This is a genomic window from Litorimonas sp. (assembly GCA_029936425.1).
Taxonomy (GTDB): Bacteria; Pseudomonadota; Alphaproteobacteria; order Caulobacterales; family Maricaulaceae; genus Litorimonas.
Window position 1 is genome coordinate 138,472 of record JAPYSU010000003.1, and the last position, 21,853, is coordinate 160,324.

Here is a 21,853-nt window from a genome sequence, read left to right on the forward strand (position 1 = left end):
TGCTGCACGCATGGCTTCAAGTCTTTAGATTTAAACGAGGAAAACTTATCAATGAAAAATTTCAGGAAGGGCGCCTGTGGCGTCCTGATTGCGGCTGCCTTTTCGGGCGCAGCAATCGCGGCTCCGTGCGACGGACCGATTGATACGCGCCTGCTCGACGCGGATGCCCCTTTAACCCTTGCGGGAGCGTTTGAACAAATACGCGCCGCTTCTCCAGAAGTGCGCCGCGCTGCGCTTGAGACAAGAGCCCGTCAGGCGGAAGCGGATCAAGCGGGGAAAATGTTGAACCCCTCCATTGGATTGGAGGTGGAAAACTTCTCTGGATCAGGACCCTTGAACGGGTTTGATAAGGTCGAGACGACACTAAGTCTCGAGCAAACTTTTGAACTCGGCGGCAAGCGCGCCAAACGGGAACGTGCGGCCCGCGCAGAGGCCGCTCTATCCTCAGCAGAATGCAAGGCCATTCTCCGGGAAACACTTCTTCAAGCTTCGCTGCTGTTTTTCGAGCTCAAAGCGGCTCAGGAGCTCGCAGTCTACGCGCAGGAGTCTGCTGACTTGTCGGCACAACTGACAGAGACGGTTTCCAAACGAGTGGACGCTGGCGCGGCCGCGCCGCCAGAACTATCACGCGTCCAGGCCGAACAGGCTTCCGTAAAGGCGGCGGCCTTGAGGGCGCGCGCAAATGTAGAACAGACGAAATATGACCTTGCGGCGTTATGGGGAAGTGATGAACCTGTTTTCACGCCTCCGACAGATAAGGCTATTTACACTTTAAACACACTTGGTGCGGTTGGGGATCTCAACTCACATCCGGCTTTGGCAGTGGCCCGGGCGGATACGGACGCCAGAGCGTTGCAACAGGAAGCGGCTCGATCGGTCGGAATGCCAGACTTAACGGTGAGCGCTGGCCTGCGGAGATTTGAAGAAAGTGGCGATAATGCGCTGCTTCTGGGGTTCAGCGTTCCGCTTCCGATCTTTGACCGGAACAGAGATGCGGCACGGGCTGCCGGTTATAGAGCCGACTCCGCCCGCATAAATGTCGTGGCGACAAAAGCTCGACTGCGGTCGCAGCAACAGGCCGCTATGTCTCAATTACGTGCCTCACAAGCCCGTTTAGACCTTTTGGAAAAAGAAGCTCTGCCAGCGGCCCGCTCCGCTTATGAAGCGTCGCTGACCGGTTATTCGGCGGGTCGTTTCAATCTTACGACTACACTCGATGCGAGAAAAAGTCTGCTCAATGCGGGCGTTTCCGTCATCGACGCTCGCCGAACATTCAATGCTGACATAATGCGCCTGAACAGCCTGATTGGCGCCGCCCCCTTTGACGGAGACTTATAAATGAAACAGTCACTCACACTCACAACGGCTATCCTAACGTTTGCTTTCCTGCTCACGGGATGCGGAGGAGAGACCAATACGCCGGTCGAAACAAACTCTCAGATATCCGATGCTTCTCATGAAGCACGCGAAGCGGATAAAGATATAGAAAAGGTTTCCCACGAAGAGGCTGTAGATGGGAACAGTATTCGTAGCGATATCGTCAGACTCAGCTCAAGGGCCGCACAAGAGGCCGGAATCAAACTGTCTAAAGCAGAAAGAGGCGAGATTGGTCAATCATTGAGCTTACCTGCCGAAATTCGATTCGACGCCGATCGCGTAGCTAAACTATCTCCAAAAGTCAGTGGCATTATCTCACGGCTCTATGCCAGTGAGGGAGATCAAGTGAAAAAAGGCGAAACGCTCGCTTTGATCCGCAGTCGCGAACTGGCGGGTCTCATGGCAAGCTGGCAAAAAGCCGAAACCCAATTATCTCTGACAGAACAGGCATATGCGCGAGAAGAAAGTTTATTTGCAAAAAAGATTACATCTGAAGCCGATTTGCAAACGGCTCGCGCAAACCTTCAAGCTGCTAAAGCGGCAAGAGACGCAGCTGAAAACGAGCTTCACGCAGCCGGGGTTAGTCACAGCGCTCTCAAAAACATCGCGGGGGCAGCGGACGGCGACAATGCCAACGCCTATCTTACCGCTCCGATAGCCGGAACAATTGTTCGGCGAACAGTGACGCTAGGTGAGACTGTTTCCGCTGGAGATGCCGGGGCAGACCCTTTGTTTACAGTTGTAGATGATAGCGTCGTTTGGGCCGATATTGCGGTTTATAAGCAAGACATTTCTCGCATCCGCCTCGGAGCCCCTGTCGCATTTAAAACGGATGCAGGAGACACAATTGCGCAATCAACTGTGGCATTTGTCCTGCCAGTTATCGATGAAACATCGCGTACGGCAACGGCGCGCGTTATCGTCGAAAATCCTCAGGGCACGTTGCGGCCCGGCCAATTTGTTACAGCAGATTTAAGTGTAGGCGCCTCTGAAGCCGTCATCCGCATACCTGATGCGGCCGTGCAACTTGTGGAAGATAAGCCATCCGTTTTTCTTCCGATGGAAGGAGGTTACGCTCCGCGCGCCGTTATGACCGGGACAAAATCCGGCGGTTACATCGAAATACGCTCGGGATTGAGTGTCGGAGAGGCGTTTGTCTCCGAAGGCGCTTTCACCCTTAAAGCTCAACTTGAAAAAGACGCCTTCGGCGATGGCCATGGCCACTAGGACAGATCACTATGTTTAATTTTATGCACAGAATTGCCGGGGGGCGCTTATTGGCGGCCATTGCGGCACTCGCCATGACCCTTGGTGGAATTTGGGCGTTTCGCGCGCTCCCCGTCGATGCGTTTCCAGATGTGACGCCTTCTCTGGTTCAGGTTTTTACAGAAACTGAAGGGCTCGCTCCCGAAGAGGTCGAACGCTATGTTACCTATCCAATTGAGACCGCGATGTCAGGTCTGCCCAAACTCAAAAACATGCGATCCGTTTCAAATTTTGGGCTTTCGGTCGTAAATATTTATTTCGAAGATGGGACGGATGTCTATTTTGCGCGTCAGGTCGTGGGAGAACGCCTCGCCGAAGCCAGCGGAAATATCCCCGACGGTTTCGGGAATCCGAAAATGGGCCCTATTTCAACCGGACTTGGAATTATTCTTTACTTCCGATTAGAAGATGAAACCGGATCGCGCAGCCTTGTTGAAATGCGCGAAATTCAGGACTGGATAATAAAGTATCAGCTTCAAACCGTTCCGGGAGTCACGGAGGTTTTGTCTCTGGGCGGATACGAAAAGCAGTATCAGGTGCGTCTCGACCCGGATGCTTTATTGTCATACAATATTCAAATCGGTGATGTCATGACCGCGCTGGAACGCGGAAATAAAACCGAAGGGGCCCAATTCCTGGAGCTCGGTGCAGAGCAATATACAGTAAGAGGCGTTGGCTTGGCGCGCTCCGTTGAAGATTTGGCGGAAATCGTAGTCAAAACTGCGGATGGCCGTCCGGTTCGCGTTCGTGACCTCGGAGAAGTCGTTGTCGGAGGGGGCGTGCGTCAAGGTCTTGCTACAGCAAATGGCGAAGGCGAGGTCGTCGCTGGCCTGACGCTGAAACTCTTCGGCACGAATACTTCTGATGTCATTAAACGGGTCCAAACCCGCTTTGATGAAATCAATACCAGTCTGCCGGAAGGGGTCACGGCTGTACCTTATTATGACCAAGGCACACTCGTGAACAAAGCCTCTGCAACTGTTACAACCGCCTTATGGCAAGGGGCTGTTTTAGTTGCTCTCGTTGTTTTCGTCTTTCTTGGCGGTTGGCGGCCCAGTGTCGTCGTCGTCCTATCCATACCCTTTTCTGTCGGATTTGCGTTTATCGCGATGAATATGCTCGGCATCGGGGCGAACCTCATGTCATTAGGGGGCGTTGCAATCGCAATCGGGATGATGGTGGACGGTGCGATTGTCATTTCCGAAAATGTGGATCGCGGCTTACGCGAAAGCAAGGCGACCGAGAATCAACGCGATGTCGTTGCGCGGTCAACAGCAGAAGTTATCGCGCCACTTATTGCCGCCGTCGCGGTTGTGATTGTCGTGTTCTTACCGCTTTTTTCTCTTCAGGGCGTTGAAGGGAAAACCTTCAGGCCACTTGCAGCTTCGGCCGCCTTGGCGATGACCGGTTCACTCTTCTATGCGGCCTTGATCGCTCCGTCCCTTGCGAATGCGCTGATGCGCAAGGATAAAAAAAGAGGGGAAGCTAACCCCGGTTGGGTTGCTCGTTATGTCAGCCAAGCCGCCTCTTTTTTCGTGCGCCGGAGATTTGCGGCAATTGGACTCGCAGTTCTTCTTCTTTTCATTGGCGGACTTGCCGGCTCACGATTAGGATCCGAATTTACGCCCGCTCTTGAAGAAGGCGATATTTTGTTGCGCGTGACGATGGCTCCGTCAATTTCTTTGACGGAAGCTTCCAAAACAACAACCCGTATTGAGAAAAGGCTTCTCGAAGCTTTCCCCGAGGTGAAATCAATCGTGACCCGAGTTGGTCGTGGTGAAGTCGGGGCGCATGCGGATCCGACCAATAGTGCCGAAGCGTTTGTTGAACTTAACCCGAAATCAGAGTGGCGAGACGGTATGTCGGCAGAAGATTTAAGGACGGCGATTTCTGAAAACCTCGAAACATTTCCGGGAATTGTTGTAAATATCGGGCAGCCCATTGCTATGTCAGTTGACGAATTGCTGACGGGAACACGAGCTGAACTCGCCGTAAAAATCTTTGGCCCGGACTCCGATGTGCTCCTCGAAAAATCTCAAGAGTTGCAAGCCCTTTTACAACAGGTCGAAGGCGCTGCAGAAGTGCAGGCCGATCAAATCACGGGGGCGCCGCAGCTCGTAGTGACGATGGATCGCGCCGCCTTGGGGCGATACGGTTTAGACGTCGAGGATGCATTAGACGCTTTGCGCGCTTCAGTGGGCGGGGCTGAAGCCGGCTCTTTATTTGAAGGTGTAAGGCAATTTCCGATAGTTGTGCGTTTTCACGCCGAAAACCGTGACACGCCGGAAGCAATTAGCCGCGTCGTTCTTGAATCGCCTTCCGGCGCCCGAGTTCCGCTTGCGACTGTTGCAAATATTGAAACTGTGATTGGTCCGCGCCAGATTACGCGCGAGGACGGAGAAAGATTTATCACGGTGCAGTCAAATGTACGGGGTCGCGATATCGGCTCTTTCGTGACCGAAGCCCAAGGGGTGACGGAATCTAATCTTGATTTGCCGCCTGGTTACCGAGTGGTTTGGGGTGGCCAGTTTGAGCTTCAGCAACAAGCCAACGCCCGGTTTAAAGTGGTGATTCCGATTACTCTAGGTATTGTCTTTCTTATTTTGTTGATGACCTTCGGGCGAGTAAAGTCGGCTATTTTGATCCTGCTCAACATCCCGCTTGCCCTGACAGGCGGCGCTCTGGCGCTTTGGATAACGGGACTGCCAGTCTCCGTTCCGGCGACCGTCGGCTTCATCGCTTTATTTGGTATTGCCCTTGGAAATGGGATGGTACTGGTGAGCTTCATGGACGATTTCGCTCGTGAAGGACGGGATAAGGACCAATTGGCTATCGAAGCTGCCGGACTCAGAGCCCGCCCGGTTTTGATGACCGCCCTTACGACGGCGCTCGGTTTGGCGCCGCTTCTATTTGCAACCGGTGTAGGCGCTGAAGTTCAGCGGCCCCTAGCCACGGTCGTCACAGGCGGCCTCGTGTCGTCCACCCTGTTGACCTTGCTTGTTATGCCGGCCTTGCACCGCTGGTTTGCACCGAGGCCGGGAGGTCATCATTCACTAGTTGAGGCGAGTCATGAGCGTGACCCGAAAACGGCCTGAATAGAAGCGTCACACAGGCGGGAACGGCCCGCCTGTGTTCCAATGCTACGGAGATGAAAATGATAGAAAAAACACACAAAGAGAAAGATCATGGTTCTGATGGGAACGATCATAATCATGGTGATATCGTTACCAGGATTCTAGGGTCTCGCGCGGAAGTGATTTTTGCCGTCTTGGCGGGCGTTTGTCTTTTGATTGGATGGCTTGGTCCAAAACTAAATTTGCTGTCGACGTCGATAGGATTTGTATTTTTGGTCGCAGCCTATGTCTTTGGGGGGTATTTTGCGCTGCGGGAGGCAGTAGAAAAATTATTGGAGGGCAAATTCCAGATCGATTTTCTGATGTTGGTCGCAGCTGCCGGAGCCGCTTTTCTCGGGGAATGGGCCGAAGGGGCGTTCCTTCTATTTCTTTTTGCGATTGGCCATGCGTTAGAGCATTTTGCTATGACCCGAGCGCGAAATGCGATTTCAGCGCTCTCCGATTTGACTCCGGATGACGCGCTCGTTCGGCGTGGTGAAAAAACCGAAACAATCTCCATTCAAGACCTTGTCATTGGCGATATCGTTGTGGTGCGCTCTAATGAACGTCTGCCAGCTGATGGGTTTGTCGTCTCTGGCGCTAGTGCCGTGAACCAAGCGCCAATAACGGGTGAAAGCGCGCCCGTCGATAAGAGACCCGTGGAAGACACGGAAGCCGCCGCGGCAAAACCAGACGATTTGAAATCTGAGACGCGCGTCTTTGCGGGTTCGATCAATGGTTCAGGCAGTCTGGATATTCAGGTTACAAAACTCGCGAGTGAAACGACGCTTGCCCGTGTCGTAACTCTAGTGAGTGAAGCGGAGACCAGACAGTCCCCCACACAGAGTTTCACAAAAAAGTTTGAACGCATATTTGTCCCTTGCGTCATTTTACTGGCGGTTCTGTCGTCTTTGGCGTTTATTGTTTTAGATGAAACTGCCTCGGAGAGTTTCTACCGGGCAATGGCCGTGCTCGTCGCTGCTAGCCCTTGCGCTCTCGCTATCGCAACCCCGAGCGCAATCTTGTCCGGAGTGGCCCGCGCAGCACGCGGCGGCGTATTGATCAAAGGCGGCGCTCCGTTAGAATCTCTTGGCCGTCTGGACGCCATCGCCTTTGATAAAACCGGAACCTTAACAGAAGGCGAACCCCGTCTTGTTGAAATTGTTCCTTATAAAGACGTAGATGAAGATACCCTGCTAACGGTCAGCGCCGCCGTTGAGGCCCTGAGTGATCACCCCTTGGCAGAGGCAGTCGTGCGTGATGGGAAAGCTCGCCTCGGAACCACTCCAGACGGTGCTTCCGATTTCGCAAGTATAACAGGACGAGGCGTATCAGCCCTGTATAAAGGACAACAGGTTCATATTGGTAAAATGGAATTGTTTGCTGAAGTGGAAGGTAATTCTGTGCCAGAGGACTTGGCGGACACCGTGGACAGAATGTCTTCGGATGGGCGCACAACCATGATAGTCCGTTGCGGCGAGCGCTATCTCGGAGTGATCGGCTTGATGGACACGCCTCGTGAGGCCGCCAAGAACGTAATTGTCCACCTTCGTGATATTGGCGTCACTCGTATGATGATGATTTCGGGTGATAATCAAAATGTGGCGGATGCTGTCGCTAGAGAGGTCGGTCTGGATCAAGCCTTCGGAGACCTCATGCCCGAGGATAAAGTAACAAAAATAAAGTCCTTAAAAGTAAAGGGCGGTGTTGCAATGGTTGGTGACGGAGTAAACGATGCCCCCGCTATGGCCAATGCGACCGTTGGAATCGCCATGGGCGCAGCTGGATCGGATGTCGCGCTTGAAACGGCTGATATCGCCCTTATGGCGGACGACCTTGAAACACTACCATTCGCGGTTGGTTTAAGCCGTAAAACGAGCCGCATTATCCGACAAAATCTCTGGGCGAGCCTCGGTATTGTTGCATTCTTGATACCCGCGACGTTGTTTGGCCTCGGAATTGGTCCGGCTGTCCTGATCCACGAGGGCTCCACTTTGCTTGTCGTTTTTAATGCGTTACGCTTGCTGGGATATAGCGAAAACCGGCCTCAAAAAATTACCTCAAACTAAACATTTGGAGGGATTTCATGAGTATTTTGAGGCCAGAACAAACCCGTGATTTATACAATAGGATTGCATGCAGTTATGATAAGCTCTGGCTGCCTTATAAATTATTGGGAATGGACCGAAAGCGAAAAGAGCTTGTTGCTAGCTTGAACCTGCGGGCAGGCGAAACAGTTGTAGATTTGTGTTGCGGCACAGGATTCAATTTCATTCATCTTGCGAAAGCAGTCGGGCCTGCTGGAAAAATTATCGGAGTGGATGTATCCGAACAAGTGCTCGCTCGGGCCAGAAATCAATTAAAACCCGATATTTTAACGTCTGTGGATCTTGTCGCGGAGAGTGTAGAAAACTTTAAAATACCCACCGGGGTCAGCGCAGTCATATCCACCTTTGGCCTTGAGATGGTCCCGGAATATGACGCTGTTATTGAAAATATTACTGACGCCTTGCCCTCAGCGGGGCGCTTTGGACTACTCGGTTTGAAATACCCTGAAATTTGGCCGGCGTGGCTCATAGACATCGGGGTTAGAATGAATAAACCCTTTGGCGTCAGCCGAGACTATAAAAACTTAAAGCCTTGGGTCGCAGCGGAGCGGCATCTAGAGACTCTTGAATTTAAAACCTTATTATTTGGTTCTGCTTATACGTGCTTGATGCAAAAGCAGATATGAATCCCTAATATTAAATTAGAAACTTCTTACCCGAATTAACTATTAAAGGAGGCATATATGTCTGCATTTCTTACTGTTTTTCTGACCGTGTTTTTAGCGGAAGTTGGAGATAAAACCCAGTTAGCCACCGTATTGTTTTCTTCTGACGGAACATCTAATAGATGGGTGGTTTTTTCTGCGGCGTCGATTGCACTTATGGCATCATCGGCGATAGCAGTGCTATTGGGGGCAGCAGCAGAAAAATATTTAGCGGTTTTACCTCTAAACCTACTGGCCGGAATAGGTTTCGTCCTCATTGGACTATTTATGATCATAGGGTATTTTCAAGTCTCATAAAAATTATGCTGAATTATCTAGTTTATGTATAGGGTCAATCCTAACTTCAATAGTCACATGTGACAGCCCGTGAATCTGACTTAGCTTTTCTTTGTAAAAGTAATGAGGCCAAGGCTTCTCTGTGTTTGATGATAATATCAGTCCTTGGTGCCCGGACCCTAACTCCTAAAGGTGTAAATTTGTTATCTGATAATCAGTCTCGACAATAGCCTTCCAAACTATGTTTTTAAAATGGTCGGTCTTATTCCAATAGTTAAGACGCGTTGCAGCGGTGTCGCGGATTAATTCCGATGTCCAGTGTGCAATCTCAATAGGCCTAAATATTGTCGCAAAGGTAAACGCGATCATGAGTTCCTTTACAAGGAACTCAATAAGTGAGTAGCGGCGGGGGCGTGGGATCATTTGAGATAGGTTCGGGGGGGACTTGAATTAAGTCGTCTGCGCCTTGAGTGCTTTTAAATCCTCAATCCTTTCAGGATTAATCAAATCGGTAATGTCGCCGACAACCCATGATTTCCTATTTACTTAGAGCCAAAGGCAAACTATAGGCGCCTATGCGTCTAGTTTGGACATCAATATTTTGCGTCATCTTCATGGTGTCGGGAACGTTGGTCTCAACGGCGCATACACTTGCCCATAGCGAGACTATAGCGGAGCAAGAGATCGTTAATAATCATGACCATCTTGTCGAATCTTCTCATATAATGAATGACAAGGGTGGTGAATCACAGTCTCACTCTGAGGACTCTCATGATACCAATGAGCACGGAGCGGAGCTTCACTTCACTTTCCTTGATATAGCTTTGCCAGAAATGGCTGTGACTGTCCCGAGAAGGAATCTGAAGGTTTCATATCTAGCGATTCATTTTCCATCCCCAAAGCTACCACCTGATCCTTTCCCCGACCGCGCCTGATTTTGAGCTTTATCGGCTGATTTAAAGATCAGCCGACCAATTGTTCTTGGTCAGGAGGTATTAGGATCCATGTCGTTTAAATTTATTGGTCTCGCTATGGCGATGACCTTGTCTGTTGCGCAAGCTCAGGCCGAAACTCAAAATAATCTTGCACCGTGTAGTGGTGCGGACAATCAAATCGAAGTTATTAATCTGGCGCGCGCAACACGTTTGGCCTTGGAAGCTGACCGGCGCCCTGAGCTTGCCAAAGCGGAAATAAGAGCGGCCCGAGCAGAACGGGCGATCGCGGCTTTGCGTCCAGCAGATACTGTCTCGCTTGACGTTGAGGATTTTCCGGGAACGGGCCTTGCTAGTAATATTGACAATTTGCAAATTACAGGCCGATTTTCTCGTGTCTGGGAGCGCGGCGGTAAACAAGACGCACGAATAGCGTTGGCTGAAAGCGGGGTTGGCGTCGCTGAGGCTATTTTCAGGGCAGCAAATTTTGAAATCCGAAGCGAAATCGAAACCCTCTATGCCGAGGCCGCATTGGCGCAGAGGCGTGTTGAGCTTGCATGCGACGAAGTTGAAATTTCTATCGAACTGGAAAGGTCAATAAAAAAACGTGTCGATGCAGCCCGTGACCCGCTTCTAGCAGGTGCCAGAGCGAAGTCCCAGCGCCTTCAAGCAGAAGCTGAAGTCAGACATTTTGACGCCCGAGCCCAGGCCGTCCGAGAGGCATTAGGAGCCTATTGGCAAAGAAATAGAGACTTCCAAATCAATCCTAAATACTTGACGACGCGACCGCCTTCCCAAAGTGTATTTTATACCGAGGTTTACTCCCCGGTTTTTGATCGTCTCGATGCCGAGCGCCGGCAGACAGTTGCGCAAATAGATTTGGAACGCACCAAAGCTGTTCCTGATGTGACTTGGAATGTCGGTGTTCGAAAATTTGGCTATCAAGAAGATCTGGCAATTATTGGCGGTGTATCCATTCCACTAGGCACAAAAAAACGGAGCCGTGCATCTGTCGCTAAAGTCTATGCCGAACAACGCCGCATCAAAGTCGCACGTCAAACGCATCAACAGGGATTACTACGCAAAGCGGCAGGATATAGTCGAGAAGCCCAAAACGCTGCAGAAGAAATATCGCAAATCGACAACCGTCTCATACCCGCGGCAATGGAAGCTGTAGAATTGGCGCAAGAAGGATATGACCGTGGGGCTTTTTCCTATTTAGACATCGTAGATGCCCAGCGGTCAATTGCCGCTTTGCGCGAAGAGCGTCTGACTCACCTTAGAACCTATATTCTCAACACAACCGCTTTAGAGCGTCTTAGCCCCTCAATGGGCTCGGAGACTTTGCCGGAGGAAACACAATAATGACTATAATTTTTCGACAATTTCCTTTCCTTGTTAGCACGGCATTTGCGCTCAGTCTTCTCGCGGCGTGTAGCGGAAACGAAAACAAAAATTCTGAAAATGTAGCTCAAATCGAGCAGAGTGAAGATGCGGTAGAAGATTATCCACGAGGCGCTAATAACGGCCGTCTATTAGAAGACGGATCTTTTTCCCTTGAGATGACTATCTTCGAAACAGGAGTCCCTCCGCAATATCGTATTTATCCTTATAAGGACGGGGTGCCTATCAACCCTGCTTCTGTTGATCTGATCGTACGCCTCCATCGATTGGGTGATCGTGTGGACACATTTAATTTTAAACCGCGTGCAGATTTTCTTGTGGGAGATGGCGTTGTTCTAGAGCCACATTCTTTCGAAGTCGAAGTGGAAGCGCGTTATAATGGTAAGCCATATACTTGGCGATATGAATCTTTCGAAGGTCGAACCGTTATACCTGATGACATTGCGTCCGAAGCTGGACTTGAAGTTGAGCCCGCGAGTTCGGCTGTAATCGAGGAAGTGCTATCTCTCTCAGGAGAAGTTACTCTCGCCCCCTCGGCGACTTCTTCTGTTCGGGCAACCTATCCGGGGCCGGTGAAATCCATTAATGCCAATGTTGGCGATACGGTGACACGGGGACAGTCACTTGCACGAATAGAATCTTCAAGCAGTTTGCAGGAATATACTGTCACTGCTCCGAAGTCGGGCACTATTCTGGAACGAAATACAAATTCTGGGGACGTCGCGGGAAACGACGCTTTATTCGTCATTGCAGACTTTAATCAACTGGAAGCTCGCCTGCACGTCTTTCCAAAAGATTCTGGACGTGTGCAAGTTGGTCAGAAGGTGGAGCTCGGCATCGCCGGAGGGGGGAAGACAGTAGAGGCTCCCATTTCGCGGTTTTTACCTATGGCCGGAGCCACGTCCCAAACTCGTATAGCGGTCGTCAAAATTCCTGCGGACTCAGGACTGCAACCCGGAATGCGACTCATGGCAAATGTAGTAATTGCCGAAAATGAAGTGCCTTTGGCGGTGAGAACAACCGGACTCCAGAGCTTCAGAGACTTCACTGTCGTTTATGCAAAAGTGGATGAAACCTACGAAGTCAGAATGCTGGATCTTGGGTTGAGAGGAGATGATTATATCGAAGTTTTAGGAGGTCTTCGTCCGGGAGAAATCTACGTAACTGATAATTCTTTTCTGATCAAAGCCGACATCGACAAGTCCGGCGCCAGCCACGACCATTAGGAGGCACAAATGTTAGAAAAAATTATTGAGTTTTCCATCCGACAACGCTGGCTTGTAATGGCTATTGTTGTTGGGCTCACAATCTTGGGCATCTATAATTTTAACCGATTGCCCATTGACGCTGTGCCCGATATCACAAACGTGCAGGTTCAGATAAATACTGAAGCGCCGGGCTTTTCGCCTCTTGAGATTGAGCAGCGCATTACCTTTCCAGTGGAAACAGCGATTTCTGGACTGCCGGGTTTGGACTACACCCGCTCCGTCTCGCGTTATGGCTTGAGCCAAGTCACAGTTGTTTTTGATGATGGCACGGATATTTATCGGTCTCGTCAGCTAGTGACCGAGCGCATTCAGTCCGTACAGGCTGAATTGCCTCCGGGCGTCACACCCGAGCCGGGGCCGATTTCGACGGGTCTTGGCGAAATCTATATGTACATTATTGCCGCAGAGCCAGGTGCCTTAAAGGATGACGGCACAGAGTGGACGGCAATGGATTTGCGGACTCTGAATGACTGGGTTGTCCTACCGCAACTTCGAACCGTGGACGGCGTGACCGAGGTTAATACAATTGGCGGGTTCAAAAAAGAAATTCACATCCTTACAGACCCGGCCACTATGGCGGGTTTTGGGGTGTCCTTTGATGACATTATTTTGGCTGTTGAGCGGAATAATGCCAATACAGGGGCAGGTTATATTGAACGGAACGGGGAGCAGAACCTGATCCGTGTGCCGGGGCAGGCAACAAGTCTTGATGATTTACGGGCCATACCTGTCAAAGATACGGGCGTCGTCACATTGCAGCTAGGAGATTTGGCAGAGATTCGCGAAGGCGGTGAATTACGCACCGGTGCGGCCACACAAAACGGCGAAGAGGTCGTCCTCGGAACAGCGTTCATGCTAATTGGTGAAAACAGCCGGACAGTATCCGTCGCCGTAGATAAAAAAGTTGATATCATACGTCCCGGCTTGCCGGACGGCGTCACGATCACACCTGTTTATAACCGGACCGACCTTGTGGATGCTACCATCAAAACTGTCGAAAAAAACCTTTTGGAAGGAGCGCTATTAGTCATCTTCGTTCTGTTTCTTTTATTAGGAAATATTCGCGCAGCCATACTTACAGCGGCAGTTATCCCTCTTGCCATGTTAATGACAATCACCGGCATGGTCGAAAATAAAGTTTCGGGAAATTTGATGAGTCTCGGCGCTTTAGACTTTGGTTTGATTGTAGACGGTGCGGTTATCATTGTTGAAAACTGTCTGCGTCGATTTGCAAAAGAACAGAAACGCCTCGGACGACTCATGACGCCGGATGAACGCTTTTCACTTGCGGCGTCGGCTTCTAGTGAAGTGATAAAACCTTCTATCTTCGGCATTATCATTATTACGGTCGTCTATTTGCCGATCTTTGCCTTAACAGGAATCGAAGGAAAAATGTTCCACCCTATGGCCTTTACAGTGGTCATTGCTCTGACATCAGCGATGCTTCTATCCTTGACATTTGTGCCAGCGGCGGTGGCTCTACTTATACGCGGAAAAGTCACCGAAAAAGAAAGCTTTGTCATGCGGGGAGCCTCGGCGCTTTACCGTCCTGCATTGAAGTTTGCGCTATGGGCACGTATTCCCGTAGTTATCGCAGCCTTCGCTCTGGTTATCTTTTCGGGTTGGGGAGCGACAAAACTGGGATCCGAATTTATACCGGATCTTGATGAAGGAGATATAGCCCTTCACGCCTTGCGCATTCCTGGTACAAGTCTGACTCAGGCAATCGATATGCAGGAAATGCTTGAGCGAAAGATAACGACACTTCCCGAAGTGGAACGCGTCTTCGCAAAAATCGGCACGCCGGAGATTGCGACTGACCCCGTTCCGCCAAGCGTGGCAGACACTTTTGTTATTCTTAAAGATCGTCAGGACTGGCCCAACCCCCGAAAGCCAAAGACTCAGCTTGTTGCAGAACTTCAAGAAACAGTTGAGTCAATTCCTGGGAGTAAATACGAGATAACGCAACCTATCGAAATGCGGTTCAATGAACTGATTTCGGGAGTCCGAGCAGATGTGGCGATAAAAATCTATGGCGATGAACTCGACACATTAACAGACCTAGCCGACACCGTGGAGGGAATCGTAACTAATGTTCCTGGAGCGGCAGACGTTCAATATGAACAGGTGACAGGGCTCCCAATTTTATCAATTCATCCGGACCGTGATGCTTTGGCGCGCTTTGGCCTTGATCTAAGTGATGTTCAAAAAGTTGCGGGAATTACGCTTGGCGGTGAGACGGCGGGCCGCTACTTTGAAGGGGATAGACGGTTTGATATTGTTGTACGGTTCCCTGAAAATTTACGTACAAATGTATCTGCCATTGAACGATTGCCAATCCCTTTACCCGAGAGCCGGCGTGCGGAAACAGGTTTGATGTTTGTCCCTCTTTCCGAAGTCGCGAGAGTTGAAATCGCTCCGGGGCCCAATCAAATCAGTCGAGAAAATGGGAAACGAAAATTAACAGTAACATCTAATGTGCGGGATCGGGATCTGGGATCGTTTATTACAGACTTGCAGTCGCGAATTAGCGCAGAAGTTGATCTGCCATCTGGATATTGGGTCGAGTATGGCGGTACATGGGAACAACTTGTCTCTGCTAGTCAAAGACTAACTATTGTGGTCCCAATCGCGCTCTTAACCATTTTCGGCCTTCTACTCTTATTATTCGGGTCTTTTCGCGACGCGGGAATTGTTTTTACGGGTGTGCCTTTGGCCTTAACGGGCGGCGTGGCGGCGCTCGCCTTACGGGGTCTTCCCTTGTCGATATCAGCAGGCGTGGGCTTTATTGCCCTGTCGGGGATCGCCGTTTTGAACGGTGTTGTTATGCTGAGTTTTATTAAACAGCGGCGAGACGAGGGTGAGCGGCTCAATGAAGCAATTTTGGATGGAGCGACGCAGCGCTTGAGGCCTGTCTTGATGACGGCGCTGGTGGCTAGTCTTGGTTTTGTTCCTATGGCGTTGAATATAGGATTGGGAAGTGAGGTTCAGCGTCCTCTCGCGACAGTTGTTATAGGCGGAATTATATCTGCGACTTTGCTGACTTTGTTAGTTTTACCAGCTCTATACCGCATTGTGTATGGGCTTGGCCGTGAGGGATCTTCTAACCGTGACCCAAAACTCTCTGCGTTGTCAGAATGATAAAAATACTCGCCAATCGAACTTACCGGCATCTTTTTATTGCTCAAATCGTTTCGCTTGTCGGGACTGGACTTGCAACGATAGCTCTTGGTTTATTAGCGTTTGATCTTGAGGGGGCTGATGCGGGCGCCGTACTCGGTACGGCATTGGCCATAAAAATGGTTACCTATATAGGCATTGCCCCGGTTGTGGGAGCGTTTTCAGACCGACTACCCCGCAAAGGTCTCCTCGTTACTATGGACATCGTGCGGGCGGGAGTTGTTCTGTGCCTTCCATTTGTAGAACAAATTTGGCAGATTTATGCCCTGATATTTGTTCTACAATCTGCATCAGCGGCATTTACACCTACATTTCAGGCCACCATACCTGAAATTCTTCCACAAGAGGAAGAGTACACGAAAGCCCTTTCACTGTCGCGTCTCGCGTATGACATGGAGAATCTGACTAGCCCTCTAATAGCTGCGATGCTTTTGACCGTTGTCAGCTTCCACGCTTTATTCAGCGCGACAGCCATCGGGTTTTTGATCTCAGCTTTCATGGTGTTTTCGGTTGTGCTGCCGCGACAAAACTTTCAGTCGTCAGGACAACGAAGAATTTTGACCCGTCTGACCAGCGGCGTCCAAAACTACCTTGGAACGCCGCGTTTGCGCGGCATGTTGGCCGTGACGTTATCGGCTGCAGCCGCGGGCGCAATAGTTGTCGTTAATACTGTGGTCATTGTTCAAGACGGACTGGGGCTGGATCAGCAAGCTTACGCTGTAACGATAGGGGCTTTCGGCGCCGGCTCCATGTCTGTCGCGCTTCTCCTGCCTAAACTTTTATCAAAGCTAAACGACCGTTTGGTAATGATATCGGGCGCCGCAATTTTAACTGTAATGCTATCGGGTTTAACCCTAGTGACCTATTTCTTACCGGGAGGTCTTAGCTGGCCTATTATATTGCTCTCTTGGGCCATTTTAGGGGCGGCTTATTCCCTCACTGTCACGCCGGGAGGACGGCTACTGCGTCGGTCTTCAACCCCGAAGACTCGTCCTAGTATTTTTGCCGCTCAATTTACCCTTAGTCATGTCTGTTGGCTCATTGCTTATCCAGTAGCGGGTTGGGTCGGAAGCCGTTTGGGACAATCATCAGCGCTTTTCGCCTCCGCAGGCTTAGCCCTCATGGGTTTTGCAATGGCTTTCCGAGTCTGGCCTGCAAACGAGAATATTAGAATCAAACATACACACTCCAACTTGCCTTTGAACCATCCGCACCTTCGTCAAGGACACGTAACGGGAGAGCCCGTGCATGAGTTTGTCTTGGATGATTATAATCAAACTTGGCCAAGATCATAAGGCGTTCAACAAATGAAACGTGTGAGACTGAAATAAATATTCTCAAACGGATTAAATATCCGAACCCCCAAAGGCAAACTTGCCGTCTTGAAAGGACCTGCAAATGACATCTGAATTTCAACCATTAACAAAGAGGCATAGATACGGCTCTTTGCTTCTTTTCATCTTAGGGTTTTTTCTGCTCTCGTCTGTGTTCGCAGCAGATGCCTTTGCCCACGCTGTAGCGGAAGGAGACAAGGGGTATATCCAAGAGATTACGGGCGTAAATTTGATCTCTTTTCTGTATCTCGGGGCAAAACATATGGTGACCGGCTATGATCACATTCTGTTTTTGCTTGGGATCATCTTTTTTCTCTACAAAATGAAGCATATCGGCATTTATGTCAGCCTCTTTGCCATCGGTCATTCAACGACCATGTTAGCGGGTGTCTATTTTAATTTTGGCATTAACAGCTATCTCATTGATGCGATTATTGGTTTGTCTATTGTTTATAAGGCACTCGATAATATGGGGGCCTATCAACGGTGGTTTGGATTCCAGCCGAATACGAAGCTAGCAACACTCATCTTCGGATTTTTCCATGGTTTTGGCCTTTCGTCAAAAATTCTAGACTATCAAATATCAGAAGATGGCTTGCTACCAAACCTTTTGGCTTTCAACGTTGGTGTCGAAATTGGACAGTTACTTGCCCTCGGAGGGATCCTTATTCTTATGGGGTATTGGCGCAGAACACCGAGCTTTTTGAAACACGCTTACACGGCGAATGTCGTTATAATGACCGCCGGCTTTTTGCTAATCGGCTACCAACTCACCGGCTATGCCGTAACCTAGGAGAATACCAATCATGTATAATGAAGATATGCCTCGACGCGCTGACTTGCCGTCAACTAAAAAACTAATGCAGTCTACTTTTATCGCTGTGGCATCTGCTACGGCAATTTTAGTCACAATAGTGCTACCAGCAGAGTATGCTTATGACCCAACAGGTGTGGGCAACGTTTTAGGTTTGACCCAGATGGGAGAAATCAAACAACAATTGGCGCTTGAAGCCGAAGCGGACCAAGTCGCAACGGTTGAGGTTCAGTCAAAAACCCAATCCTCCAATTTAATTATAAGAGACTCAACAGCTGATACTGAGCTTTCTACGGTGAGAAAAACCGTCCAAGAAGGAAACAAAACGGCTTCGTCAGAGTCCAGAGCATGGCGGGACGAAATGAGTTTGACAATGGCCCCGGGGGAGGCGGCAGAAGTGAAGCTTGTAATGCAGAAGGGCGAAACGGCGTTTTATAGCTGGAGTGTTGACCAAGGACATTTAAATTCCGACCTTCACACAGATGATGTTGATGGAGAAGCTTATAGCTATGATCAAGGTAGAGCTCTGCCTGAAAAGTCAGGTAAGTTTACAGCAGTTTCTGATGGAGCTCATGGTTGGTATTGGCGAAACCGGAGTAGTGAAGTCGTTACTGTGACGATTGGAACTCGCGGGGCGTATAGTGAAATGAAGCAAATGATGTAATGGCATTACCTGTTTTACTGCTTTATCTATTGTTTAATAGAAAAAAGGTCGCCAGTGGGCGACCTAACATCTTTGAAATAAAAAGTGTTTTATATTTATGGTTCAGGACTTTTGTCTTTCTCTAAAGATTCTTTTTTCATAGGCTTATCTTTAGAGGACACTTCATTCTTCTCCGAGGATTTTTCGTCATTTGTCTTATTCATTTCTACTGACTCTTGTTCAGTCGTTTGGCTATCATCAGGCTTATTCACCTCATCAGTTAGCAGGCTTTCTTGTTCCGCCGCAGAAGGGTCGTAAGCCTCATATTGATTGAAACCCGTTTCCGGCGGATGCGCAAACGCAGTTGTCGCGGTAAAGGTCATCACCGATGCTGAGGCGACAACTATTGCTTTAAAGAATGTTACAGGTTTCATATAAATTTCCTTACAGTTTTGAGATCCTTGGATAACATTGTTTACGGCAACAATAAATTAGAGAAGTCCGTTTATGTCTGTATTGTCATGAGTTTTTTAATTCACACGTGACTGAATTTTGAAGTTCCGACGGCACCATAAATATGCTATAATGGGGCTCTTCCGATAAATTATTTCGCAAGCTCAATTTCGACCGTGATGTGTGACAGGCCGCGAATATGGCTTAGCTTATCTTTGTAAAAAGAGGGCGGTTGAGGATTTTTGGCCTTGAGAGATAAAATTAGACCTTGGTGCCCGGGCCCTAATTCCCAGAGGTGTAAATCCGTAATCTGATTATCAGCCTCGTCGATAGCCTTCCGAACTCTAGTTTCAAAATGGTCGGTCTCATCCCGATAGTTAAGAAGCGTGGCAGCAGTGTCGCGTATCAATCCCCACGACCAGCGTGCAATCACAAGAGCGCCGACAATACCCATTAAAGGATCCAGCCATATCCAGCCATAAACACTCCCGGCAGTTAAGGCGACAATGGCCAATACAGAGGTGAGGGCGTCGGCGAGCACATGAAGATAAGCGGCGCGTAGGTTTTGGTCTTGTCCGTGATGGGCGTGGTCATGATGATCGTGTTCGTGAACATGTTCCCTTTTTATGTGATGACTGTGCCCATGTCCATGATGATGGGAGTGATCCTCTTTCAAGAGCCAAGCGCTCACCAGGTTTATGATGAGTCCAATGACGGCCACGAAAATCGCTTGGGGAAAGCTTATCTGCACAGGGTTGGCGAGGCGGACAAGGCTTTCCCATCCGATCAAAAAAGCGATCAAGGCCAATACGACGGCGCTGGCGAATCCCGCAAGGTCTCCGAGTTTTCCGGTGCCAAAACTGAAACGAGGGTTTTTGGCGTGACGTTTTGCCAGATAATACGCCATTGCCGTAATCATCAATGCGGCGGCATGCGTGCACATATGCCACCCATCTGCGACAAGCGCCATAGACCCGAATATTGTGCCTGCTACGATTTCGACGACCATCATTGAGGCCGTTAATGCAATAACAAACCAAGTGCGTTTGGCATTCCTGTCATGATTATCGCCGAGGTAAACGTGATCATGGGTTCCATCATCACGGAGCCCATCAGAAGGAGAAGCGGGGATCTGGACGGTCATTTAAGATAGGTCCTGATGACTCGAATTAAATCTTCTGCGCCTTTCGCCCGATCTGCATCCTCATCCGTTTCAGGATTAGCGACGTGAGTCCGAATATGATCTTCGATCATTTCAACGGTCAGACCATTTACCGCGCCGCGAACGGAGGCCACTAAATTTAAGATATCGGCGCAGGGGCTTTCTGAAACTATTCCGCGTTCGACGGCTTCAATTTGACCTTTGATACGTCGCACACGTGCGAGCAAGACCGATTGGTTTTTGGATGTATGTGACATAATATAGGGGGCTACCCTATAAAGGCAGGGCCTTCAATAGATATTTAAGGGCGAATAACATTGTACCCGGTTTACGGGCATTCTATTCTTAGGAGGCACGCCTGCCAAATCAGCGTGTAGAGTTCACCAGCTCCCTGTGTAGTGAGACGGCCCTGATTGGGCACGTCCTGTATTTGCGTGTCTCCGATTTCGGCCGGAGGGCGTAGGAATGTCCAAGGCTTGCCCAAACACAACGCACGGGTAGGCTCGCTTCCCCGTTCTGGTGATCTCTGGCTTTTTCGGAGATTTGATATGGTGGACCTAGATGATAACAGCCCGACTGAAATAGATTTAGAAATGGCTCAACGTGCTCGCCTGTTGGAGCTGTTTAGCGTTATTGAAACTTATGATGATCGTGCCTCTGTCATTACGTTTTGCGAGAACATTGTACGGGCGCAACGCGAAAGCTGAATGGTCGGCTAAACCAAAGCTGCGATCAAATAGGCGCTGACAATGCGCTCCACCCGTCAGGTTGAATTAGATGAAGAGATGGGGCAAACTATAAATGCTCATGCTGTCTAGGTGTTTGCGGTTTTGCTTTATGGGTTTTGGGGTTGAATGACTTGGGCGTCTCCCTTCGCTAACGCTTCGCGCTGGGCTGGCGTGAACCAAGCCCGCCTTGCGGTCTTGGCCGTTCGGCCTTCATCCCTGACGCATCCCGCTGCCGCGGGATCATTTCAGGCGTCCGCCAGTCAGCAGACAATTCCACATCTCGACAACGCTTACCCCCGTCATTTTCGCGAAGGCGAAAGTGACGGGCGCCGATCACGGGTAGCTCATCCCGACTATTCGCCGGGGCTGACTCTGCCCGCGCTCTAAGCGGCGACGGGCTGCGGGCCTGCGCAATCACTGACCTCCGGCCAGGGGCCGCTTGGCGCCTGATACGCTCGCGCTTCCCACGCGCTGACGCTTCAGGGGTCGCTCGCTAGTGTCTAAAATTCCGCCATGGCATATTTTTGAACCTAATCACAAAACTATGTGTCGAAAATTTCATGAAAAGAACACTTACATATAATATGCATACATATTATGTGAGTGACATGATTATGAAACAAGATGACCTTTTAGGAACACTCATCCACGATGTTGCGCATCTTTTGCGCCTCGACATTGATCGGCGATTGGTTGAACACAATCTGACCCGCGTGAAGTGGTTGGCGCTTGGAATATTGCAAAAGCGCGGAGCGCTGACACAGTCTGAACTTTCAGAAAGAATGGAATTAGGTGCGCCCTCCGTTGGACGTCTCGTGGATCGTCTCGAAGAAAGGGGCTTCGTGATGCGCGAGCAGGACCCTGACGATCGGCGATCTTATCGGCTTGTCCTAACGGATACAGCAATGGCTTTGTTAAAGGAGCTGGAGGGTACGTCCACGTCATTACGCGAAGATACACTTCACTCCTTAAACGACACAGAGGTATCTTCTCTGAACTCGGGCCTTCTCAAATTGAAAAAAAATCTTCGATCCCGCGTCACGGTGATTATCGCCGTAACAAGCCTCACAGCCTTCAAAACAACAAACTATTCCGAGGCATTTTCCACGATGGCAAGTGCCATCTAATGA

The 21,853-nt window shown here is 49.8% G+C and carries 18 protein-coding genes; 15 read left to right on the plus strand and 3 right to left on the minus strand.

The window, feature by feature from the left end; all coding sequences use genetic code 11:
• Positions 1-51: 51 nt before the first annotated feature.
• The 12 genes from ACN0IC_RS03910 to ACN0IC_RS03965 all read left to right on the plus strand — a co-directional run bounded on the left by ACN0IC_RS03910 (position 52) and on the right by ACN0IC_RS03965 (position 18,401).
• Entirely contained in the window at positions 52-1,338 is a 1,287-nt protein-coding gene (locus ACN0IC_RS03910) for a TolC family protein (protein ID WP_416877452.1), read from the plus strand.
• On the plus strand, positions 1,339-2,604 hold the full coding sequence (locus ACN0IC_RS03915) for an efflux RND transporter periplasmic adaptor subunit (protein WP_416877453.1): 1,266 nt from the start codon (positions 1,339-1,341) through the stop codon (positions 2,602-2,604).
• An 11-nt stretch (positions 2,605-2,615) separates the two neighbouring features.
• Positions 2,616-5,738, plus strand: a complete 3,123-nt coding sequence (locus ACN0IC_RS03920; protein ID WP_416877454.1) for an efflux RND transporter permease subunit — start codon at positions 2,616-2,618, stop codon at positions 5,736-5,738.
• Between the two features lie 59 nt (positions 5,739-5,797).
• Complete coding sequence (locus ACN0IC_RS03925; protein ID WP_416877455.1) at positions 5,798-7,825, plus strand: heavy metal translocating P-type ATPase; 2,028 nt, start codon at positions 5,798-5,800, stop codon at positions 7,823-7,825.
• A 17-nt stretch (positions 7,826-7,842) separates the two neighbouring features.
• Positions 7,843-8,490, plus strand: a complete 648-nt coding sequence (locus tag ACN0IC_RS03930; protein ID WP_416877456.1) for a class I SAM-dependent methyltransferase — start codon at positions 7,843-7,845, stop codon at positions 8,488-8,490.
• 57 nt (positions 8,491-8,547) lie between these two features.
• On the plus strand, positions 8,548-8,826 hold the full coding sequence (locus ACN0IC_RS03935; RefSeq protein WP_416877457.1) for a TMEM165/GDT1 family protein: 279 nt from the start codon (positions 8,548-8,550) through the stop codon (positions 8,824-8,826).
• Positions 8,827-9,809: 983 nt separating this feature from the next.
• Positions 9,810-11,102 (plus strand): TolC family protein, encoded by a 1,293-nt coding sequence (locus ACN0IC_RS03940; protein WP_416877458.1) that lies wholly within the window; start codon positions 9,810-9,812, stop codon positions 11,100-11,102.
• On the plus strand, positions 11,102-12,367 hold the full coding sequence (locus ACN0IC_RS03945) for an efflux RND transporter periplasmic adaptor subunit (RefSeq protein WP_416877459.1): 1,266 nt from the start codon (positions 11,102-11,104) through the stop codon (positions 12,365-12,367). Before ACN0IC_RS03940 ends, ACN0IC_RS03945 begins: the two co-directional genes overlap by 1 nt.
• 9 nt (positions 12,368-12,376) lie before the next feature.
• On the plus strand, positions 12,377-15,550 hold the full coding sequence (locus tag ACN0IC_RS03950) for an efflux RND transporter permease subunit (RefSeq protein ID WP_416877460.1): 3,174 nt from the start codon (positions 12,377-12,379) through the stop codon (positions 15,548-15,550).
• Positions 15,547-16,884 (plus strand): MFS transporter, encoded by a 1,338-nt coding sequence (locus ACN0IC_RS03955; RefSeq protein WP_416877461.1) that lies wholly within the window; start codon positions 15,547-15,549, stop codon positions 16,882-16,884. Before ACN0IC_RS03950 ends, ACN0IC_RS03955 begins: the two co-directional genes overlap by 4 nt.
• Positions 16,885-16,987: 103 nt before the next feature.
• Entirely contained in the window at positions 16,988-17,716 is a 729-nt protein-coding gene (locus tag ACN0IC_RS03960) for a HupE/UreJ family protein (RefSeq protein WP_416877462.1), read from the plus strand.
• Between the two features lie 13 nt (positions 17,717-17,729).
• Positions 17,730-18,401 (plus strand): transmembrane anchor protein, encoded by a 672-nt coding sequence (locus ACN0IC_RS03965; protein ID WP_416877463.1) that lies wholly within the window; start codon positions 17,730-17,732, stop codon positions 18,399-18,401.
• A 95-nt stretch (positions 18,402-18,496) separates the two neighbouring features.
• Here ACN0IC_RS03965 and ACN0IC_RS03970 read toward each other — a convergent pair whose 3' ends face one another.
• The 3 genes from ACN0IC_RS03970 to ACN0IC_RS03980 all read right to left on the minus strand — a co-directional run bounded on the left by ACN0IC_RS03970 (position 18,497) and on the right by ACN0IC_RS03980 (position 20,252).
• Complete coding sequence (locus ACN0IC_RS03970; RefSeq protein WP_416877464.1) at positions 18,497-18,814, minus strand: hypothetical protein; 318 nt, start codon at positions 18,812-18,814, stop codon at positions 18,497-18,499.
• 170 nt (positions 18,815-18,984) lie between these two features.
• Positions 18,985-19,977, minus strand: a complete 993-nt coding sequence (gene dmeF, locus ACN0IC_RS03975) for a CDF family Co(II)/Ni(II) efflux transporter DmeF (protein WP_416877465.1) — start codon at positions 19,975-19,977, stop codon at positions 18,985-18,987.
• On the minus strand, positions 19,974-20,252 hold the full coding sequence (locus ACN0IC_RS03980) for a metal/formaldehyde-sensitive transcriptional repressor (RefSeq protein ID WP_416877466.1): 279 nt from the start codon (positions 20,250-20,252) through the stop codon (positions 19,974-19,976). Before ACN0IC_RS03980 ends, dmeF begins: the two co-directional genes overlap by 4 nt.
• A 291-nt stretch (positions 20,253-20,543) precedes the next feature.
• Between ACN0IC_RS03980 and ACN0IC_RS03985 the strand changes: the two genes are divergently transcribed.
• The 3 genes from ACN0IC_RS03985 to ACN0IC_RS03995 all read left to right on the plus strand — a co-directional run bounded on the left by ACN0IC_RS03985 (position 20,544) and on the right by ACN0IC_RS03995 (position 21,850).
• Positions 20,544-20,702, plus strand: coding sequence for a hypothetical protein (locus ACN0IC_RS03985; protein ID WP_416877467.1), 159 nt, complete (start codon positions 20,544-20,546; stop codon positions 20,700-20,702).
• A 147-nt stretch (positions 20,703-20,849) separates the two neighbouring features.
• Positions 20,850-21,110: a hypothetical protein gene (locus ACN0IC_RS03990; protein WP_416877468.1), complete on the plus strand. Its 261-nt coding sequence runs from the start codon at positions 20,850-20,852 to the stop codon at positions 21,108-21,110.
• Positions 21,111-21,337: 227 nt separating this feature from the next.
• On the plus strand, positions 21,338-21,850 hold the full coding sequence (locus ACN0IC_RS03995; RefSeq protein ID WP_416877469.1) for a MarR family winged helix-turn-helix transcriptional regulator: 513 nt from the start codon (positions 21,338-21,340) through the stop codon (positions 21,848-21,850).
• Positions 21,851-21,853 lie beyond the last annotated feature (3 nt).

Excerpts from the sequence above, each read along its gene's own strand:
- ACN0IC_RS03980 (WP_416877466.1), bottom strand. The coding sequence starts at position 20,252 with ATGTCACATACATCCAAAAACCAATCGGTCTTGCTCGCACGTGTGCGA.
- ACN0IC_RS03945 (WP_416877459.1), top strand. The coding sequence starts at position 11,102 with ATGACTATAATTTTTCGACAATTTCCTTTCCTTGTTAGCACGGCATTT.
- ACN0IC_RS03910 (WP_416877452.1), top strand. The coding sequence starts at position 52 with ATGAAAAATTTCAGGAAGGGCGCCTGTGGCGTCCTGATTGCGGCTGCC.
- ACN0IC_RS03955 (WP_416877461.1), top strand. The coding sequence starts at position 15,547 with ATGATAAAAATACTCGCCAATCGAACTTACCGGCATCTTTTTATTGCT.
- ACN0IC_RS03985 (WP_416877467.1), top strand. The coding sequence starts at position 20,544 with ATGGTGGACCTAGATGATAACAGCCCGACTGAAATAGATTTAGAAATG.
- ACN0IC_RS03970 (WP_416877464.1), bottom strand. The coding sequence starts at position 18,814 with ATGAAACCTGTAACATTCTTTAAAGCAATAGTTGTCGCCTCAGCATCG.
- ACN0IC_RS03960 (WP_416877462.1), top strand. The coding sequence starts at position 16,988 with ATGACATCTGAATTTCAACCATTAACAAAGAGGCATAGATACGGCTCT.
- ACN0IC_RS03925 (WP_416877455.1), top strand. The coding sequence starts at position 5,798 with ATGATAGAAAAAACACACAAAGAGAAAGATCATGGTTCTGATGGGAAC.
- ACN0IC_RS03940 (WP_416877458.1), top strand. The coding sequence starts at position 9,810 with ATGTCGTTTAAATTTATTGGTCTCGCTATGGCGATGACCTTGTCTGTT.
- ACN0IC_RS03950 (WP_416877460.1), top strand. The coding sequence starts at position 12,377 with ATGTTAGAAAAAATTATTGAGTTTTCCATCCGACAACGCTGGCTTGTA.
- dmeF (WP_416877465.1), bottom strand. The coding sequence starts at position 19,977 with ATGACCGTCCAGATCCCCGCTTCTCCTTCTGATGGGCTCCGTGATGAT.
- ACN0IC_RS03920 (WP_416877454.1), top strand. The coding sequence starts at position 2,616 with ATGTTTAATTTTATGCACAGAATTGCCGGGGGGCGCTTATTGGCGGCC.
- ACN0IC_RS03930 (WP_416877456.1), top strand. The coding sequence starts at position 7,843 with ATGAGTATTTTGAGGCCAGAACAAACCCGTGATTTATACAATAGGATT.
- ACN0IC_RS03915 (WP_416877453.1), top strand. The coding sequence starts at position 1,339 with ATGAAACAGTCACTCACACTCACAACGGCTATCCTAACGTTTGCTTTC.
- ACN0IC_RS03995 (WP_416877469.1), top strand. The coding sequence starts at position 21,338 with ATGAAACAAGATGACCTTTTAGGAACACTCATCCACGATGTTGCGCAT.
- ACN0IC_RS03965 (WP_416877463.1), top strand. The coding sequence starts at position 17,730 with ATGTATAATGAAGATATGCCTCGACGCGCTGACTTGCCGTCAACTAAA.
- ACN0IC_RS03990 (WP_416877468.1), top strand. The coding sequence starts at position 20,850 with ATGACTTGGGCGTCTCCCTTCGCTAACGCTTCGCGCTGGGCTGGCGTG.
- ACN0IC_RS03935 (WP_416877457.1), top strand. The coding sequence starts at position 8,548 with ATGTCTGCATTTCTTACTGTTTTTCTGACCGTGTTTTTAGCGGAAGTT.